Below are 18,937 nucleotides of genomic sequence, written 5' to 3'. Positions count from 1 at the left end.
TTCAGAGGATCCAGCTATGAGTAGCGGACGTATCGTTCAAATCATCGGCGCCGTCATCGACGTGGAATTCCCACGTGATGCCGTGCCGAGTGTTTACAACGCGCTGAAAGTACAAGGCGCGGAAACCACCCTGGAAGTTCAGCAGCAGCTGGGCGACGGCGTGGTTCGTACCATTGCGATGGGCTCGACCGAAGGTCTGAAGCGCGGTCTGGATGTCGTTGACACCAAGGCTGCCATCTCGGTACCTGTCGGCAAGGCAACCCTGGGCCGTATCATGGACGTCCTGGGCAACCCGATCGACGAAGCCGGTCCAATCGGCGAAGAAGAGCGTCGCGGTATCCACCAGCCAGCGCCTTCGTTCTCCGACCAGGCAGGCGGCAACGACCTGCTGGAAACCGGCATCAAGGTTATCGACCTGGTCTGCCCGTTCGCCAAGGGCGGTAAGGTTGGCCTGTTCGGTGGTGCCGGCGTCGGCAAGACCGTGAACATGATGGAACTGATCCGTAACATCGCCATGGAACACAGCGGTTACTCCGTGTTCGCTGGTGTGGGTGAGCGTACTCGTGAGGGTAACGACTTCTACCACGAGATGAAGGACTCCAACGTTCTCGACAAGGTAGCGCTGGTCTACGGTCAGATGAACGAGCCACCAGGAAACCGTCTGCGCGTAGCGCTGACCGGCCTGACCATGGCTGAGAAGTTCCGTGACGAAGGTAACGACGTTCTGCTGTTCGTCGACAACATCTATCGTTACACCCTGGCCGGTACCGAAGTATCCGCACTGCTGGGCCGTATGCCTTCGGCAGTAGGTTACCAGCCGACCCTGGCCGAAGAGATGGGCGTTCTGCAAGAGCGCATCACTTCGACCAAAGAAGGTTCGATCACCTCCGTCCAGGCCGTATACGTACCTGCGGACGACCTGACCGACCCGTCGCCAGCGACTACCTTCGCCCACTTGGACGCCACCGTCGTTCTGTCCCGTGACATCGCTTCCCTGGGTATCTACCCAGCGGTCGACCCACTGGACTCGACTTCGCGCCAGCTGGACCCGAACGTGATCGGTACCGAGCACTACGAGACCGCTCGTGGCGTTCAGTATGTTCTGCAGCGCTACAAAGAGCTGAAGGACATCATCGCGATCCTGGGTATGGACGAACTGTCCGAAGCCGACAAGCAACTGGTTGCCCGCGCTCGTAAGATCCAGCGCTTCCTGTCGCAGCCGTTCTTCGTGGCCGAAGTCTTCACCGGCTCGCCAGGCAAGTACGTTTCGCTCAAGGACACCATCGCTGGCTTCAGCGGCATCCTCAAAGGTGACTACGACCACCTGCCAGAACAAGCGTTCTACATGGTCGGCAGCATCGACGAAGCGATCGAGAAAGCCAAGAAACTGTAATCCCGGCGCCCCGCAAGGGGCGCTAATCAGGTTGAGGCAAGCAGATGGCTATGACAGTCCATTGCGATATCGTCAGCGCGGAAGGAGAGATCTTCTCCGGCCTGGTCGAGATGGTAGTAGCGCACGGCAACCTGGGCGATCTGGGTATCGCTCCAGGCCACGCGCCGCTGATCACCAATCTCAAGCCGGGTCCGATCACGCTGACCAAGCAAGGTGGCGATCGTGAGGTGTTCTACATCTCCGGTGGCTTCCTCGAAGTGCAGCCGAACATGGTCAAGGTTCTCGCCGACACCGTGCAGCGTGCTGCCGACCTGGACGAAGCTCAGGCTCAGGAAGCCCTCAAGGCTGCCGAGAACGCCCTGAACGCGAAAAGCTCGGACTTCGACTACGGTGCTGCTGCCGCACGTCTGGCCGAGGCTGCAGCTCAGCTGCGTACTGTCCAGCAATTGCGCAAAGGCAAGTAATCCGGCCCTGGCCGCTTACTGTCGCTGCGATTGAGTTAAAGGGTAGCCTCGGCTACCCTTTTTCTTTTCCGCAATTTCCCTTTTGGTCATATCCCTGACCGCCCAGGATTGGTAGCCAGTCAATGTCCCTCGATATCGTCATTCTCGCCGCCGGCCAAGGCACCCGCATGCGTTCGGCGCTGCCCAAGGTCCTGCACCCGGTCGCCGGCAATTCCATGCTCGGCCACGTTATCCACAGCGCGCGCCAGTTGCAGCCCAGCGGTATTCACGTGGTGATCGGCCATGGCGCGGAGCAGGTGCGCGAGCGCCTGGCCGCCGACGATCTCAACTTCGTCATGCAGGACAAGCAACTGGGCACCGGCCATGCCGTGGCGCAGGCGCTGCCGGCAATCACGGCCGACACCGTGCTGGTGCTGTATGGCGACGTCCCGCTGATCGAAGTCGAGACCCTGCAGCGGCTGCTGGCCAAGGTCAGCGACAGTCAGCTGGGCCTGTTGACCGTCGACCTGGCGGATCCGACCGGCTACGGTCGCATCGTCCGCGACGCCCGTGGCCAGGTGACTGCTATCGTCGAGCACAAGGACGCCAGTGCAACGCAAAAGGCCATCAAGGAAGGCAACACCGGCATCCTCGCCATGCCCGCCGCGCGCCTGGCCGATTGGATGGGCCGTCTGTCCAACAACAACGCCCAGGGTGAGTACTACCTCACCGATGTGATCGCCATGGCCGTGGCCGATGGCCTGGTGGTTGCCACCGAACAACCCCACGACCCGATGGAAGTGCAGGGCGCCAATGACCGGCGCCAGCTGTCGGAGCTCGAGCGTCACTATCAGTTGCGTGAAGGCCGTCGCCTGATGGCCCTGGGCGTGACCCTGCGTGATCCGGCGCGCTTCGATGTGCGCGGTGAGGTGAGCGTGGGGCGTGACGTGCTGATCGATGTCAACGTGATCCTCGAAGGCCGGGTGGTAATCGAGGACGATGTGCAGATCGGCCCGAATTGCGTGATCAAGGACAGTACCTTGCGCAAGGGCGTGGTGATCAAGGCCAACAGCCATATCGAAGGCGCGGTGATGGGCGAGGGCAGCGATGCCGGCCCGTTTGCTCGCCTGCGCCCCGGCAGCGTGCTGGATGCCCGCGCCCATGTGGGTAACTTCGTCGAGTTGAAGAATGCGCACCTGGGCGAAGGCGCCAAGGCGGGTCACCTGACCTACCTCGGCGACGCCGAGATTGGCGCGCGCAGCAACATCGGCGCCGGTACCATCACCTGCAACTACGACGGTGCCAACAAGTTCCGCACGGTCATGGGTGAGGACGTGTTCATCGGCTCCAACAACTCGCTGGTGGCGCCTGTGGAAATCCAGGCTGGTGCCACCACTGCGGCGGGTTCGACCATCACCCAGACGGTCGAAGCGGGGCAGTTGGGTGTGGCCCGGGCGCGCCAGCGCAATATCGAAGGCTGGAAACGGCCGGAGAAGATCAAGAAGAGCTGAGTTATCCACAGCGCTTTTTGCACAGGCCGGCTTATGTGAATAAGCCGGCCATTTTATTGGTGCCGCATCGCGGTCCCCTGTAGGACCGCGTCAGGGCAGAGGAAAACTATCCACAGCACAGCGGCAACTTGACGAATCGTGATTCTTAGGTTTTGATTGCAACACTTATCTTTCGAATCGAAACTTAAAGCCGACATGTCGAAACGAAATACCCCCCAGCGTCGCCACAACATCCTGGCCTTGCTCAACGAGCAGGGTGAGGTCAGCGTCGACGCCTTGGCCAAGCGTTTCGAAACCTCCGAAGTGACCATCCGCAAGGACCTGGCCGCCCTGGAAGCCAACGGCCTGCTGTTGCGCCGCTATGGTGGCGCGGTGACCATGCCCCAGGAACTGCTCGGTGACGCGGTCCAGCCGGTGTCGCTGTACAAACAGGCCATCGCCCGCGTGGCGGTGGAGCGCATCCGCGAGCACGCGCGCATCATCATCGACAGTGGCAGCACCACTGCGGCAATGATCCCGCAACTCGGGCGCCAGCCGGGCCTGGTGGTGATGACCAACTCGCTCAACGTGGCCCGGGCCATCAGCGAGCAAGAGCACGAGCCGGTGCTGCTGATGACCGGCGGCACCTGGGACCCGCACTCGGAGTCGTTCCAGGGCCAGGTCGCCGAGCAGGTACTACGCTCTTACGACTTCGACCAGCTGTTCATCGGTGCCGACGGCATCGACCTGGAGCGTGGCACCACCACCTTCAACGAGCTGCTGGGATTGAGCCGGGTCATGGCGGAAGTGGCCCGCGAGGTGATCGTCATGGTCGAGTCCGACAAGGTCGGCCGCAAGATCCCCAACCTCGAGCTGCCCTGGGGCAGCGTCAACACCCTGATTACTGATGATCGCCTGCCCGCCGAGGCACGCGACCGGATTCAAGCCCGCGGCATCAACCTTATTTGCGCCGCTATCAGCTAGGAGCAACATCTATGTGTGGAATCGTTGGTGCCGTTGCCGAGCGCAATATCACAGCCATCCTCATCGAAGGCCTCAAGCGTCTGGAATACCGTGGTTACGACAGTGCCGGCCTCGCGGTCTTCACCCAGCAGGGCGAACTGCAGCGTCGTCGTCGCATCGGCAAGGTCAGCGAGCTGGAGGCCGCAGTCGGCGCCGAGCCGCTGGCCGGGCAACTGGGCATCGCCCATACCCGCTGGGCCACTCATGGCGCGCCGACCGAGGGCAATGCCCACCCGCACTTTTCCGGGCATGAAGTGGCGGTGGTGCACAACGGCATCATCGAGAACCACGAAGCGCTGCGCGAAGAGCTGAAGGGCCTGGGTTATGTCTTCGTCTCGCAGACCGACACCGAAGTGATCGTCCACCTGATCCACCACCTGCTCAAAAGCGTTCCCGACCTGACCGACGCCCTCAAGGCCGCGGTCAAGCGCCTGCACGGTGCCTATGGCCTGGCAGTGATCAGCGCCAGCCAGCCGGACCGCCTGGTTGCCGCCCGCAGCGGCAGCCCGCTGGTGATTGGCCTGGGCCATGGCGAGAACTTCCTGGCATCGGACCAATTGGCCCTGCGCCAGGTCACCGACCGCTTCATGTACCTGGAAGAGGGCGATATCGCCGAGATTCGCCGTGACCAGGTGCAGATCTGGGATCAGGCCGGTCATCCGGTCCAGCGCGAAACCGTGCAGTACCACGAAGGGGCCGAAGCCGCCGAGAAGGGCAACTACCGCCACTTCATGCTCAAGGAAATCCACGAGCAACCCAGCGTGGTGCAGCGCACCCTCGAAGGACGCCTGGGCAACGACCATGTGATGGTGCAAGCCTTCGGCCCGCAGGCTGCCGAGTTGTTCGCCAAGGTGCGCAATGTGCAGATCGTCGCCTGTGGCACCAGTTATCACGCGGGCATGGTCGCCCGTTACTGGCTGGAAAGCCTGGCCGGCATTCCGTGCCAGGTGGAAGTGGCCAGCGAGTTCCGCTACCGCAAGGTGGTGGTACAGCCGGATACCCTGTTCGTCTCGATTTCGCAGTCCGGTGAAACCGCCGACACCCTGGCGGCCCTGCGCAATGCCAAGGAGCTGGGCTTCCTCGGCAGCCTGGCGATCTGCAACAAGGGTATCAGCTCGCTGGTGCGCGAGTCCGACCTCACCCTGCTGACCCTGGCCGGTCCGGAAATCGGTGTGGCCTCCACCAAGGCGTTCACCACCCAACTGGTCTCGCTGATGCTGCTGACCCTGGCCCTGGGCCAGGTGCGCGGCACACTCGAAGCCGGCGTGGAAGCCGAGCTGGTCGAGGAACTGCGGCGCCTGCCGGCGCGCCTTAGCGAGGCGCTGGCGATGGATGGCGTGGTCGAGAAGATCGCCGAACTGTTCGCCGACAAGCACCACACCCTGTTCCTTGGTCGTGGCGCGCAATACCCGGTGGCGATGGAAGGTGCGCTCAAGCTCAAGGAGATCTCCTACATCCACGCCGAAGCCTATCCGGCTGGCGAGCTCAAGCACGGCCCGCTGGCCCTGGTGGACAACGACATGCCGGTGGTCACCGTGGCGCCGAACAACGAGCTGCTGGAGAAGCTCAAGTCGAACCTGCAGGAAGTGCGCGCCCGTGGCGGTGAGCTGGTGGTGTTCGCCGACGAGCAGGCCGGCATGCGCAATGGCGAGGGCACCCATGTGATCAACGTGCCGCACATCAACGATGCGCTGGCGCCGATCCTCTACACCATCCCGCTGCAGTTGCTGTCGTACTACGTCGCCGTGCTCAAGGGCACCGACGTCGACCAACCGCGCAACCTGGCGAAGTCGGTGACTGTCGAGTGATCAAACGCTGGGTTTGACGTGGATGGTTCCAGAGACCTGGAACTGTCCCACACGAGGGAGCCGCCTCCGGCTCCCTCCATCCAGATGCATCTCCCCCAGCGGCGCGACGCCGATATCTCCTAATCTGGAGCCGAACCTCTTCCTTCTCGGCTCTTGCCTACTCCGTCGTTTCTTTTTTCCGCAAGATGGCCTGGCCGATCACGCCAGCTATTGCGCGAATATTTGACGTGGTAGCAATATTTGCAGGCGAAGACTACCGCCTTGGCCTAGGGCCGCAGTAACCTGCCCAGCGCCTGGCGATCGCCTTTGCGCCGATGGGACCACGGGCTTGTGGCCCTGCAAGGCAGCGACACACTGATCGACCAGGAACGGACGATCCGATAACAAAAACAAGGAAGTCATCGACATGGATGTGAGATGTGATCAGCTCAAGACGCTGACGGGCACCCTGTGCCTGGCGTTTGCCAGCGCGTTGCCGCTGTCGGCCATGGCGGCCTACCAGGAAACCGGTCGCGTAGGCGATCCCGCCAGTTGGCGTTCGGCCGAATACCAGCAGGACTGGGGCCTGGAGCGCATGCGAGCGAACGAGGCCTATGCCGCCGGGATCACCGGCGCCGGCATCAGTATCGGTGCCCTGGACTCGGGGTTCGATGCTGCCCACCCTGAGGCCAGCCCTGGACGTTTCCACGCGGTCACCGCCACAGGCCAATACCTGGATGGCACGCCATTCAGTGTCTCCGGGGTGCTCAATGGCAACAACGACAGCCATGGTACCCATGTCACCGGCACCATGGGCGCGGCCCGGGATGGCCTGGGCATGCATGGTGTGGCCTTCAATGCCCAGGTGTACGTGGGCAACACCAACAAGAACGACAAGTTCCTGTTCGGCACCGACCCCGATCCGCGCTACTTCAAGGCGGTCTACGGTGCCTTGGTGGATGCCGGGGTGCGCGCCATCAACAACAGCTGGGGCAGCCAGCCCAAGGATGTCAGTTACCAGACCCTGGGCGACCTGCGCGCCGCCTATGCCCAGCATTTCCAGCAGGACACCTGGCTCGACGCCGCCGGCGAGGTCGCGCGCCGTGGCGTGATCAACGTGTTCAGCGCCGGCAATAGCGGTTATGCCAATGCCAGCGTGCGCTCGGCGCTGCCGTACTTCCAGCCGGAGCTGGAAGGCCACTGGCTGGCGGTGTCGGGCCTGGACAAGAACAACCAGCAGAAATACAACCAATGCGGCGTCGCCAAATACTGGTGCCTGGCGACCCCGGGCGCGGCCATCACCAGTACCGTGCCCGGTGGCGGCTACGCCACCTACAACGGCACCTCGATGGCCGCGCCCCATGCTACCGGGGCCTTGGCGCTGGTCATGGAGCGTTATCCCTACCTGAACAACCAGCAGGCCTTGCAAGTGCTGCTGACCACTTCGCGCCAGCTCGATGGCTCGCCGACCCAGGGCCCCAGCGAGCGGGTGGGCTGGGGCGTTCCGGACCTGGGCCGGGCGCTGCACGGCCCCGGCCAGTTGCTCGGCGAGTTCGACGTCAACCTGGGGCGCGGGCAGGGCGATGTGTGGAGCAACGGTATTTCCGACCAGGCCCTGGTGCAGCGCCAGGCCGAGGATGCGGCGGAGCGCCAGGCCTGGCAGCAAACCCTCAAGGACCGTGGATGGGAGCAGGGCTTGGCCGCGGGCGCCAGCCAGCAGGATCGCAGCGACTATGCCCTGGGCATGGCCCGCGATGCAGCTGCCGCGCAGCGGGTCTATCAAGGTAGCCTGGTCAAGTCCGGGGCGGGTTGGCTGGTGCTCAGCGGTGACAGCAGCTACCGCGGCCCGACCCGGGTCGATGGCGGCTTGCTGGCGGTCAATGGCAGCCTGCAATCGGCGGTCACGGTCAACGCAGGCGGTACCTTGGGCGGCAATGGCCAGGTCGCGACCCTGACCGCCCGCGCCGGTGGCGTAGTAGCCCCGGGCAACTCCATCGGTACCTTGAATGTTGCCGGCAACCTGGACCTGCAAGCGGGCTCGACTTATCGGGTGGAGCTGTCGCCCACGGCCAGTGACCGCCTTGTGGTGGGTGGCCAGGCCAGTGTCGCGGGCGCCAACCTGAGCCTGGTGCCTCAAGCTCAACCCAACCTGTTGGCCGGTGGCCCGGTACCCAGCCTGGTCGGGCGCCGGTTCGACATCCTGCAGGCGGCGGCTGGCGTCGACGGGCGCTTCGCCCAGGTCCAGCCCGGCTACTTGTTTCTGGGGACCTTGCTCGATTACTCGGCCACTGGCGTGCAGCTGGATGTGACACGCAGTGGCACGACGTTCGCCAGTGTCGGTGACACGGCCAACCAGCGTGCCAGCGGCGGTGCCGTGGAGCGCTTGGGGCCGGGTAATCCGGTGTATGAAAGCCTGCTGCTCTCGACCTCGGTGGACCAGGCCCGTGACGGCCTGCGTCAATTGTCCGGGGAGATCTACCCGGCGCTGGACTCGATGCTGCTCAGCCAGGGGGCGGTCTTGCGCGATGCCTTGGGCGAGCGCGTGCAAGGTGCGGCGCTCGATGCCGGCGAGCCAGGCTCAAATCAGCTCTGGCTCAAGGCCCTGGGCAGCTGGGGGCGTATCGAGGGCGTGCAGGGCAGCGAGTCCTATACCAGTTCCCTGGGCGGCATGCTGCTGGGCCTGGACCGTGATTTCGACGAGCAGACCCGCGCCGGCCTGGCCGCAGGCTACAGCGACAGTTCCCTGGGCATGGGCGGCAGCCACTCGCGGGCCACGGTCGACAGCTACCACCTGGGTACCTATGTCCGTCACGACGTCGACCAACTGCGCTTGAGCCTGGGGGCCAGCTACAGCTGGCACCGTGCCGAGGTTCGCCGCGACCTGGCCTATGCCGAGGTGTCCGGTCGCCAGCGCGCGCGGGTCGATGCCCGCAGCCAGCAGCTGTTCGCCGAGGCGGCCTATCGCCTGGCCATGCCGGCACTGCAACTGGAGCCCTTCGCCAACCTGACCTACCAGCACCTGGACCGTGATGGCTTCCATGAAAAGGGCGATGCGGCGGCGCTGCATGCCGATGACGAGCAGCGCGATGCCTGGCTCAGTACTTTGGGCCTGCGGGGGCGCCAGCAATGGCAACTGGGCCCGCAACAGAACCTGCAACTGGCGGCCAGCCTGGGCTGGCAGCACCGTCTGAGTGGGACCCAGGACAGCGAACACCTGGCCTTCGCCGGTAGCGACCAGGCGTTTCGGGTGCACACCGCGCCGGCCTTGCGCGATGCCGCGCTGGTGGGGCTGCAGGCACGGGTGGGGTTGGCCCGCGACCTGGACCTGAGCCTGGACTACCAGGGGCGCCTGGCCAGTCGTGAGCAGCAGCATGGCGCGGGACTCAACCTGCAATGGCGGTTCTGAAGCGCCCTGGCACAGGTTGGGTCGGGCGTTGCAATACGGAGTGTGACCAACGCGGTTCTTCATCAATACAACTAAGGAAGGTCGTAGTGAAGCAAGTCAGAAAGGATGACAGCGCACTCGCGCAGGGCTGGGCCCTGGCCCCACTGGGGCGGGCATTGGTCGGTTGGGCGGCACTGATGGGCACGGCCCAGGCCGCGCCCTATGTCGAGACTGGACGCCTGGGTGACGCCAGCAGCTGGCGCAGCAGCGAGTTCAAGGCCGACTGGGGGCTGGGGGCGATCCATGCCGACAGCGCCTATGCCGCCGGCTACAGCGGCAAGGGCGTGAAGCTTGGGATCTTCGACCAGCCGGTCTATGCCCAGCACCCTGAGTTCGCCGGCAAGGACAAGATCGTGACCCTGGTCACCAGCGGCATCCGCCAGTACACCGACCCCTACATCCCGGTGAAGGCCGGCGATACGTTCCGTTATGACGGCAGCCCGTCGGTGGGTTCGGACGGCAAGCTCGGCTCCCACGGCACCCACGTCGGCGGGATTGCCGCCGGCAACCGTGATGGCGTACAGATGCACGGCGTGGCGTTCGATGCGCAGATCATCAGCGCCGACAACGGTGACCCCGGCCCCGAGGATGGCATCGTCCTGGGCAACGATGGCGCGGTGTACAAGGCCGGTTGGGACAGCCTGGTGGCCAGCGGCGCACGGATCATCAACAACAGCTGGGGCATCGGTATCACCGATCGCTTCGCCAAGGGGGGGCGCAATCCGGACTTTCCACATTTCACCGTGGACGATGCCCGGGCGCAGTTCGCGCAGATCCAGCCACTGCTGGGCACGTTGCCTGGTGGTGCCTATGACGGCGCCATTGCCGCCGCGCGCAGCGGAGTCCTGACCATCTTCGCCGCCGGCAACGACTACAACCTGAATAACCCCGATGCGATTGCCGGGCTGGGCTATTTCGTCCCCGAGATCGCGCCCAACTGGATGACCGTGGCGGCGTTGCAGCAAAACCCCGACACCAGCAGCACCAACCCTTATGTCATCAGCACGTTCTCGTCCCGCTGCGGCTACACCGCGAGTTTCTGCGTGTCGGCCCCCGGCACCCGGATCTACAGTGCGGTGATTGGCGGCACCAGCCTGGAGGACCTGACCCAGGGCTACGCCAACAAGAACGGTACGTCCATGGCCGCACCCCATGCCGCTGGCGCGGCGGCGGTGCTGATGGAGCGCTTCCCCTACATGAGCGGTGCCCAGATCGCCAGCGTATTGCGCACCACCGCCACCGATATGGGCGCGCCGGGCATCGATGCCTTGTACGGCTGGGGCATGATCAACCTGGACAAGGGGATCCGCGGCCCGGGCATGCTGGTCACCGAACAGGACATTCCCGAGGAATTCCGCATCGCCGGTGGCTACGGCCCGAGCCAGTTCGTGGTCGACCTGCCGGGTGTCGGCGCCTTGGTCGACGCCGGCAGGCCGACCCAACGGCGCTGCAATGACCTGAGCTGCGTGCTCGACCTGTGGAGCAACGATATCTCCGGCCATGGCGGCCTGACCAAGCAGGGTATCGGTACCCTGGTGCTCAGCGGTAACAACACCTATTCCGGCCCGACCCTGGTCAACCAAGGGCGCCTGGCGGTCAATGGCTCGCTGCAATCGACGGTAACGGTCAACGACGGCGGTGTGCTTGGCGGCAATGGCCGCATCGGCGCGCTGGTGGTCACCCGTGGCGGCGTGGTGGCGCCAGGCAACTCCATCGGCACCTTGCGCGTCAGTAACGATGTGACCTTCCAGCCGGGCTCGACCTATGCAGTGGAGGTGGACAGCACTGGCAGCGACCGCCTGGTCAGTGATGGCCAGGTGGCCGTGGGCGGCGCCAACCTGGCGCTGGACTTGCAGAACCCCGGGGTTTCGTTGCAGTCCCGGCAAGCCACCAGCCTGGTGGGGCGACAGTTCGATATCTTGAATGCCGCTGGCGGCGTGCAGGGCAGTTTCGCCGATGTGCAGTCCAACTCGCTGTTCCTCGGTGGTGGCTTGGCCTACAGCGGCAGCGGGGTGCGGCTGGCGGTGCAGCGTAACGCCACGTCCTTCGCCAGTGTCGGCCTGACCGCCAACCAGCGTTCGGTGGCCGCAGCCGCTGATCGACTCGGTGCGGGCAACCCGGTCTACGAGAGCCTGCTGTTGTCGTCCAACGCCGCCAGCGCCCAGCAGGCGTTCGATCAACTGTCCGGGGAAATACACCCGGCAGTGGGCAACCTGCTGCTCAACGACAGCCGCCAGTTGCGCGATGCCGTGGGTGAGCGGACCCGTCAGCAGGGCGTCGCCGCCACACCGGGCGTAACCGGCCAGGACAGTGGCCTGTGGGTCAAGGCCCTGGGTGCCTGGGGCAAGGCCGAGGGCGATTCGGGACGGGCGCGCTACAGCAGCTCCATCGGTGGCCTGCTGCTGGGCATCGACGGGCAGATGAGCGAGGACACTCGCGTCGGCGTCTTCACCGGCTACAGCGACAGTTCGCTGAGCATGGGGGATGGGCGTCATTCCTCGGCCAGTGTCGATAGCTACCACCTGGGCGCCTATGCCGGCAAGGAACTGGAACAGATGCGCCTGAGCGCGGGCGTCAGCCACAGCTGGCACCGCATCGAGACCAAGCGCGAGCTGCAGTACAACGAAGTCAGCGATCGCCAGAAGAGCAAGCGCGACGCGCAGAGCACCCAGGTGTTCGGCGAGGCCGCCTGGAAGGTCGCGTTGCCGAGCGTGGCGCTGGAGCCGTTCGCCAACCTGGCCTATGTGCATATCGCCAGCGACAGCTTCAAGGAACATGGTGGCGCGGCCGCGCTCAAGGGTGGCCAGGATAACCGTGACGCCTGGCTCTCGACCCTGGGCATGCGCGCCGGCAAGCAGCTGCAGTTGTCCAGCGGCCAGGCAGTGGAGCTGTCCGCCAGCCTGGGCTGGCAGCACAACCTGAGCGCCACCGGATCTGATCAGCACCTGGCCTTCGCGGGCCAGGGCGATACCTACAAGGTCCAGGCGCTGTCGCTGGATCGTGATGCGGCGGTAGTCGGTGCGCGGGCGGGGATCGCCCTGGGCCGCCAGGCGCGGGTCAATCTGGACTACAACGGCCTGCTGGGCAGCCGCGACAAGAGCCACGGGGTCGGCCTGAGCTTGGACTGGGCGTTCTGATAGGTCGGCAACACGCCCCGATATGAGAGGTGTGACGCTATGGCCCCTGGTTCGCCAGGGGCTTTTTCCAGGTTTGGCTGCATGTGGCAACCTGCCTTTGTGATGTCTATTGCACGTTTGTCGTTATCGGAAATTTCTGTAGTCCGTATCCGGCATGGATCAATGTTTTCCCCAGGTGTTTGCCCTAACGTCCCCCGACCCATCAGTCATCAAGGACGACAGGAAATGCAGACGCTGCTACGAAAACACGATATCCAACCGCTGGAAGGCGCTGAAATGACCCTGCTGGTCAATGGCCTGCCGGCGGTGGCCAGCGCGGGGGAAACAGTCCTCAGCGTGCTCAACGCGGTCGGCCTGCGCCAGGTCGCGCGCAACGACCACGGCCAGCTCAGTGGTGCCTACTGCGGCATGGGTGTCTGCCATTGCTGCCTGGTCCAGATCGATGGCCGGCCCAAGCGTCGCGCCTGCCAGACCGTGGTTCGCCCCGGCATGCGCATCGAAACCGAGGTCAATCGCGTGCAAGAGGAGGCCCAGTCATGAGCCTGCGTCCGGTGATCGTCGGCGGAGGTTCGGCCGGCATGGGGGCCGCCATCGAGCTGGCCGCACAGGGTGTGGATTGCCTGTTGTTCGACGAGGCTTCGCGCCCTGGTGGGGTGGTCTACCGTGGCCCGCTGCGCGCTGGTGTCGACCTGGGCTATCTGGGCCCACGCTACACTAAGGCCCTGACCAAGCTGCACGAAGATTTCGCCGCCAGCGCCCAGCACGTCGACCTGCGCCTGAACCACCGTGTGGTCGGTGGTGACGATCAACGACTGATGGTGCTGGATGCCGACGAGCGCCTGCATGAAATCGAATACTCGCACCTGCTGCTGGCTGCCGGTTGCCACGAGCGTAACGTGCCATTCCCCGGCTGGACCCTGCCAGGGGTGATCCTGCTCGGCGGCCTGCAGTTGCAGATCAAGAGCGGCGTGGTCAAGCCGCTGGGCAGCACCTTGATTGCCGGTACCGGGCCGCTGTTGCCATTGGTGGCCTGCCAACTGCACGCCGCTGGCGCCAAGGTCGCCGGGGTCTACGAGGCGTGCTCGTTCAACCGTATCGCCAAGGAAAGCCTGGCGCTGATGAACAAGCCACAGTTGTTCCTCGATGGCTTGAGCATGCTCGCCTACATGAAGCTCAACGGCATCCCCATGCACTACGGCTGGGGCGTGGTCGGCGCCAGCGGGGAAGACGAGCTGCAGGAAGTCAGCGTGGCGCCCTACACCCAGGACTGGCAGCCGGATCTGTCCCGCGTCCAGCGCGAGCAGGTGCGCACCCTGGCGGTCGGCTACGGTTTCATCCCGCGTACCCAGCTCAGCCAGCAGCTGGGCCTGGACCATGGCTTCAGCGCAGACGGCTACCTGCGTGCCGAGTGCAATGTCTGGCAGCAGAGTAGCCGGCCGAACATCCACCTGGCCGGCGACATGGCCGGGATTCGCGGTGGCGAGGCGGCGATGCTGACCGGGCGCATCGCCGCAGTGTCGATGCTCCAGCAGATGGGCAAGCTCGACGCCGAGCAGGCCATCGAGCGGCGTGAGCGCTACCTGGGCAAGCTGGCGGCGATCAAGCGCTTCCGTTCCGGGGTGGAGCGCTACACCGCCCGCGGCGCCGCGCAGATCGAGCTGCCGCAGGCCGACACGGTGATCTGCCGTTGCGAGCATGTCACCCGTGAGCAGATCGACCTGGCCCTGGAGCAGGGCGTCGAGGACATGGCCAGCCTGAAGATGCGCACCCGGGTGAGCATGGGCGATTGTCAGGGCCGCATGTGCGTCGGCTATTGCAGCGATCGCCTGCGTAGTGCCACCGGGCACAAGGACGTCGGTTGGCTGCGCCCGCGCTTCCCGGTCGACCCGATTCCATTCTCCGCATTCGAACACCTGGGCACGGAGGCCTGAGCATGAACAAGACTTACGACATCATCATCGCCGGCGGCGGCGTGATCGGCGCGTCCTGCGCCTACCAGCTGTCCAAGCGCGGCAACCTGAAGATCGCCCTGATCGACTGCAAGCGCCCTGGCAATGCCACCCGCGCCTCGGCGGGCGGCCTGTGGGCCATCGGCGAATCGGTGGGGCTGGGTTGCGGGGTGATCTTCTTTCGCATGATGTCTTCGCGCAGCAAGCGCGAAGCCAATGGCGCGGCGGTGGTGGTCGACTCGAGCACGCCGCATATCCTGCCGGAATGCTTCTTTGACTTCGCCTTGCAGTCCAACGCGATTTATCCACAGCTGCACCAAGAGCTGATCGAGCGCCACGGCATGGACTTCAAGTTCGAGCGCACCGGGCTCAAGTACATCATCCAGGACGAAGAGGACCAGTTGTACGCCGAACATATCGTCAAGCAGATCCCGCACCTGGCCGACCAGGTGCGCTGGCTCGACCGTGATGCGCTGCGTGCGTCGGAGCCGGCGGTGACCCTCAAGGCCAACGGCGCGCTGGAGTTCCTCTGCGATCACCAGGTCAGCCCGTTCCGCCTGGGCGATGCCTACATGGAAGCGGCGCGGCAGAACGGCGTCGACCTGTACCCGAACGTGAACATCACCGGGGTGCTGCACGAAGGTTCGCGGATCAAGGGCGTGCGCACCGCCGAGGCCGGTGAGTTCCACTGCCAGACGCTGATCAACGCAGGCGGCGCCTGGGCCGCGGAACTGAGCGAATGGGCGACAGGGGAGAGCATCCCGGTCAAGCCGGTGAAGGGCCAGATCGTGTTGACCGAGCGCCTGCCCAAGCTGCTCGATGGCTGCATCACCACCAGTGACTGCTACATGGCGCAGAAGGACAACGGCGAGATCCTGATCGGCAGCACCACCGAGGAGAAGGGCTTCGATGTCAGCAACACCTTCCCGGAGATCAACGGCCTGGTGCAGGGGGCGATTCGTTGCGTGCCGCAGCTGGCGCAGGTGAACCTGAAGCGCACCTGGGCTGGCTTGCGCCCGGGCTCGCCGGATGAGCTGCCGATTCTCGGGCCTGTGGATAATGTCGCTGGCTATTTCAACGCCTGTGGACATTTCCGTACCGGGATTCTCACTTCGGCGATTACCGGGGTGTTGCTGGACAAGGTTGTCCACAATGAGGCGTTGCCGCTGGATATCACCCCGTTCCTGGCGTCGCGCTTCCGCGAGGGTGTGGATAAACAGCGAGCCCACGGCTAGGTCGAGCACTCGTGGGAGCGGGCTTGCCCACACAGCAAGCACCGCGCAGGGTGGCACGGGCTTCGCCCGTGTTCGCGGGGCAAGCCCGCTCCCACAGGTGCGGTGCATGCCCTGAGGTCGGCGCGGTCCCTGTGGGAGCGGCTTCAGCCGCGAACACCGGCATAGCCGGTGCCAGGCGCCGCGTCGCTTGCTTCGCGGGTAAACCCGCTCCCACACGGTCTAACGCAAGGCTTTGCGTCAAATCTGCATCGCTTTCCCATCCACATTCATCGCCGCCTGGCGCAGGGCCTCGGAGCGGGTCGGGTGCGGGTGGCAAGTAAGGGCGATGTCTTCGGCCGAGGCCGAGAACTCCATGGCCACGCAGAACTCACCGATCATTTCGCTGACGCTTGGGCCGACCAGGTGCACGCCCAGCACTTCATCAGTATTGGCGTCGGCGATGACCTTGGCGAAACCTTCGGTCTCGTGGTTGATCTTGGCGCGGCTGTTGGCGCTGAAGGGGAACTTGCCAACCTTGTAGGCACGGCCTTCGGCCTTGAGCTGCTCTTCGGTCTTGCCCACGCTGGCCAGTTCCGGGCGGGTATAGATGACGCCTGGAATGAGGTTGTAGTTGACCTCGTGGGGCTTGCCGGCGATGCGCTCGATACACGACACCGCTTCATCTTCGGCCTTGTGCGCCAGCATCGGGCCCGAGGTGACGTCGCCGATCACCCAGATGCCCGGCACGCTGCTGCGGTGATGATCGTTGGCGAGCATGCCACGCTTGTCGGTCGCCAGCCCGGCGCTTTCCAGGTTAAGGCCTTGGGTGTACGGGCGACGCCCGATGGCCACCAGCACGTAGTCGGCCTGCAAGGTCTCTGCGGCACCGCCGGCGGCCGGTTCCAGGCTCAGGCTGACGCCGTCGGCCGAGGCCGTGGCCTGGGTCACCTTGCTGCCCAGCTTGAAGCGCATGCCTTGCTTGGCCAGGGCCTTCTGCAGGGTCTTGGCGGTTTCTTCGTCGGTGCCTGGGCAGATGCGGTCCAGATACTCGATCACCGTCACTTCGGCGCCCAGGCGGCGCCACACCGAACCCAGCTCCAGGCCGATCACGCCGGCACCAATCACGATCAGGTGCTTGGGCACCTGTGGCAGCGACAGGGCGCCGGTGGAGTCGATGATGCGCTGATTATCGAGGGTTACCCCTGGCAGAGGCGTGGGCTCTGAGCCGGTGGCGATGACGATGTCCTTGGCCTGCAGGGTGGTCTCGCTGCCGTCCTCGGCCTTGACGATGACCTTGCCTACGCCGTCCAGGCGGCCCCAGCCCTTGACCCAGTCGACCTTGTTCTTGCGGAACAGATACTCGATGCCCTTGGTCAGGCCGGTCACGCTTTCGTCCTTCTGCTTCATCATCTGGGCCAGGTTCAGGTTCGGCTTGACCTCGATACCCAGGTGGGCGAATTCCTCGCCGCTGGCCGCCTCGTACAGCTCGGAAGCGTGCAGCATTGCCTTGGACGGCATGCAGCCGACGTTCAGGCAGGTGCCGCCGAGGGTCGAGCGCCCCTCGACGCAGGCCACGCTCAGGCCCAGCTGGCCGGCGCGAATCGCCGCGTTGTAGCCGCCGGGGCCGCCGCCGATGATCACCACGTCATAGGATTTCATGGGTTTTACTCCGAGAGTGTGAGGAAGCGAAGAGGGCACAAGGTTAATCTGCGCGCCGAAGATTGTATACAATCTGTTGGCTGTCCCGATCCACAGCGGCTCGACCATAGTCGTGTTTCACGGAAACTTCCTACGAATGAACTACCCTGATCCGGTGGCGTCCGACAAAAGAGGTGTGACGCCCGGTATCAACGAAAGGGAGGGTCATGAATGCTTGCGCAACTTCCACCCGCGTTGCAGAGCTTGCACTTACCTTTGCGCGTCAAGCTGTGGGACGGCAACCAGTTCGATCTCGGGCCTAGCCCGCAGGTCACCATCCTGGTCAAGGAGCCCCAGCTGATCACCCAGCTCACCCACCCCAATCTGAATGAGCTCGGTTCGGCCTTCGTCGAAGGCAAGCTGGAACTGGAAGGCGATATCGGTGAGGTCATTCGCGTCTGCGACGAGTTGAGCGAGGCCTTGCTCAGCGACGAAGACGATACGCAGCCGGCCCGCACTGCCCATGACAAGGCCACGGACGCCGAAGCCATCTCCTACCACTACGACCTGTCCAACGAGTTCTACCAACTGTGGCTCGATCCGGACATGGCCTACTCCTGCGCCTACTTCAAGGAGCCGGACAACACCCTGGCCCAGGCCCAGCAGGACAAGTTCGACCACCTGTGCCGCAAGCTGCGTTTGCAGGCCGGTGACTACCTGCTCGATGTCGGCTGCGGCTGGGGCGGCCTGGCGCGGTTTGCCGCCCGCGAGTACGGGGCCAAGGTGTTCGGCATCACCCTGAGCAAGGAGCAGCTCAAGCTCGGCCGCCAGCGGGTCAAGGAGGAGGGCCTGGCCGACAAGGTCGACCTGCAGATCCTCGACTACCGCGACCTGCCCCAGGATGGCCGCTTCGACAAGGTGGTCAGTGTCGGCATGTTCGAACACGTCGGCCACGCCAACCTTGAGCTGTATTGCCAGCGGTTGTTCGGCGCGGTGCGTGAAGGCGGCCTGGTGATGAACCACGGCATCACCGCCAAGCATGTCGACGGTCGTCCGGTCGGCCGTGGCGCCGGTGATTTCATCGACCGCTATGTGTTCCCCCATGGCGAGCTGCCGCATATCTCGATGATCAGCGCGCGCATCTGCGAAGCGGGCCTGGAGGTGGTCGACGTCGAGAGCCTGCGCCTGCACTACGCCAAGACCCTCAACCACTGGAGCGAGAACCTGGAGAACCAGCTGCACCGCGCCGCCGCGCTGGTGCCGGAAAAGACCCTGCGCATCTGGCGGCTGTACCTGGCCGGTTGCGCCTATGCCTTCTCCAAGGGCTGGATCAACCTGCACCAGATCCTCGCCGTGAAACCTTATGCCGATGGCCACCACGACCTGCCGTGGACCCGTGAGGACCTCTACCGCTGAGC

The 18,937-nt window shown here is 64.5% G+C and carries 12 protein-coding genes; 11 read left to right on the top strand and 1 reads right to left on the bottom strand.

Going from position 1 to position 18,937, the window contains the following annotated elements:
- Positions 1-16 precede the first annotated feature (16 nt).
- The 10 genes from atpD to hcnC all read left to right on the top strand — a co-directional run bounded on the left by atpD (position 17) and on the right by hcnC (position 15,902).
- A complete protein-coding gene (atpD, locus tag HU772_RS24805; RefSeq protein ID WP_028690019.1) occupies positions 17-1,393 on the top strand; it encodes a F0F1 ATP synthase subunit beta in 1,377 nt (458 codons plus the stop codon).
- Between the two features lie 44 nt (positions 1,394-1,437).
- A complete protein-coding gene (locus HU772_RS24800; protein ID WP_011536500.1) occupies positions 1,438-1,857 on the top strand; it encodes a F0F1 ATP synthase subunit epsilon in 420 nt (139 codons plus the stop codon).
- Positions 1,858-1,979: 122 nt separating this feature from the next.
- The gene (gene glmU / locus HU772_RS24795) at positions 1,980-3,347 is read left to right on the top strand and encodes a bifunctional UDP-N-acetylglucosamine diphosphorylase/glucosamine-1-phosphate N-acetyltransferase GlmU (protein ID WP_186652877.1); all 1,368 of its coding nucleotides are present in this window, start codon (positions 1,980-1,982) and stop codon (positions 3,345-3,347) included.
- 195 nt (positions 3,348-3,542) lie between these two features.
- Positions 3,543-4,310, top strand: coding sequence for a DeoR/GlpR family DNA-binding transcription regulator (locus HU772_RS24790; RefSeq protein ID WP_186652878.1), 768 nt, complete (start codon positions 3,543-3,545; stop codon positions 4,308-4,310).
- A gap of 11 nt (positions 4,311-4,321) precedes the next feature.
- Complete coding sequence (glmS, locus tag HU772_RS24785) at positions 4,322-6,157, top strand: glutamine--fructose-6-phosphate transaminase (isomerizing) (RefSeq protein WP_186652879.1); 1,836 nt, start codon at positions 4,322-4,324, stop codon at positions 6,155-6,157.
- 406 nt (positions 6,158-6,563) lie between these two features.
- Positions 6,564-9,542: an autotransporter serine peptidase EprS gene (gene eprS / locus HU772_RS24780; RefSeq protein ID WP_186652881.1), complete on the top strand. Its 2,979-nt coding sequence runs from the start codon at positions 6,564-6,566 to the stop codon at positions 9,540-9,542.
- A gap of 176 nt (positions 9,543-9,718) precedes the next feature.
- Positions 9,719-12,718 (top strand): autotransporter serine protease, encoded by a 3,000-nt coding sequence (locus tag HU772_RS24775; RefSeq protein ID WP_189664860.1) that lies wholly within the window; start codon positions 9,719-9,721, stop codon positions 12,716-12,718.
- 225 nt (positions 12,719-12,943) lie between these two features.
- Positions 12,944-13,258, top strand: a complete 315-nt coding sequence (hcnA, locus tag HU772_RS24770; RefSeq protein ID WP_186652893.1) for a cyanide-forming glycine dehydrogenase subunit HcnA — start codon at positions 12,944-12,946, stop codon at positions 13,256-13,258.
- Entirely contained in the window at positions 13,255-14,649 is a 1,395-nt protein-coding gene (gene hcnB / locus HU772_RS24765; RefSeq protein ID WP_186652900.1) for a cyanide-forming glycine dehydrogenase subunit HcnB, read from the top strand. The genes hcnA and hcnB overlap by 4 nt, the downstream gene beginning before the upstream one ends.
- 2 nt (positions 14,650-14,651) lie before the next feature.
- Positions 14,652-15,902 (top strand): cyanide-forming glycine dehydrogenase subunit HcnC, encoded by a 1,251-nt coding sequence (hcnC, locus tag HU772_RS24760; protein WP_186652905.1) that lies wholly within the window; start codon positions 14,652-14,654, stop codon positions 15,900-15,902.
- Positions 15,903-16,139: 237 nt separating this feature from the next.
- Here hcnC and lpdA read toward each other — a convergent pair whose 3' ends face one another.
- On the bottom strand, positions 16,140-17,540 hold the full coding sequence (gene lpdA, locus HU772_RS24755; protein ID WP_186652906.1) for a dihydrolipoyl dehydrogenase: 1,401 nt from the start codon (positions 17,538-17,540) through the stop codon (positions 16,140-16,142).
- A gap of 210 nt (positions 17,541-17,750) precedes the next feature.
- On the opposite strand from lpdA, the gene cfaB reads away from it, so the two are divergent.
- Complete coding sequence (gene cfaB, locus HU772_RS24750) at positions 17,751-18,935, top strand: C17 cyclopropane fatty acid synthase CfaB (protein WP_186652907.1); 1,185 nt, start codon at positions 17,751-17,753, stop codon at positions 18,933-18,935.
- Positions 18,936-18,937 lie beyond the last annotated feature (2 nt).

The organism is Pseudomonas xantholysinigenes, from assembly GCF_014268885.2.
Classification (GTDB): domain Bacteria; phylum Pseudomonadota; class Gammaproteobacteria; order Pseudomonadales; family Pseudomonadaceae; genus Aquipseudomonas; species Aquipseudomonas xantholysinigenes.
The sequence above is the reverse complement of the archived record's forward strand: the minus strand, read 5'-3'. Positions and strand labels throughout refer to the sequence as shown.

Excerpts from the sequence above, each read along its gene's own strand:
- atpD (WP_028690019.1), top strand. The coding sequence starts at position 17 with ATGAGTAGCGGACGTATCGTTCAAATCATCGGCGCCGTCATCGACGTG.
- HU772_RS24800 (WP_011536500.1), top strand. The coding sequence starts at position 1,438 with ATGGCTATGACAGTCCATTGCGATATCGTCAGCGCGGAAGGAGAGATC.
- glmS (WP_186652879.1), top strand. The coding sequence starts at position 4,322 with ATGTGTGGAATCGTTGGTGCCGTTGCCGAGCGCAATATCACAGCCATC.
- lpdA (WP_186652906.1), bottom strand. The coding sequence starts at position 17,540 with ATGAAATCCTATGACGTGGTGATCATCGGCGGCGGCCCCGGCGGCTAC.
- HU772_RS24775 (WP_189664860.1), top strand. The coding sequence starts at position 9,719 with ATGGGCACGGCCCAGGCCGCGCCCTATGTCGAGACTGGACGCCTGGGT.
- cfaB (WP_186652907.1), top strand. The coding sequence starts at position 17,751 with ATGCTTGCGCAACTTCCACCCGCGTTGCAGAGCTTGCACTTACCTTTG.
- HU772_RS24790 (WP_186652878.1), top strand. The coding sequence starts at position 3,543 with ATGTCGAAACGAAATACCCCCCAGCGTCGCCACAACATCCTGGCCTTG.
- hcnA (WP_186652893.1), top strand. The coding sequence starts at position 12,944 with ATGCAGACGCTGCTACGAAAACACGATATCCAACCGCTGGAAGGCGCT.
- eprS (WP_186652881.1), top strand. The coding sequence starts at position 6,564 with ATGGATGTGAGATGTGATCAGCTCAAGACGCTGACGGGCACCCTGTGC.
- glmU (WP_186652877.1), top strand. The coding sequence starts at position 1,980 with ATGTCCCTCGATATCGTCATTCTCGCCGCCGGCCAAGGCACCCGCATG.
- hcnC (WP_186652905.1), top strand. The coding sequence starts at position 14,652 with ATGAACAAGACTTACGACATCATCATCGCCGGCGGCGGCGTGATCGGC.
- hcnB (WP_186652900.1), top strand. The coding sequence starts at position 13,255 with ATGAGCCTGCGTCCGGTGATCGTCGGCGGAGGTTCGGCCGGCATGGGG.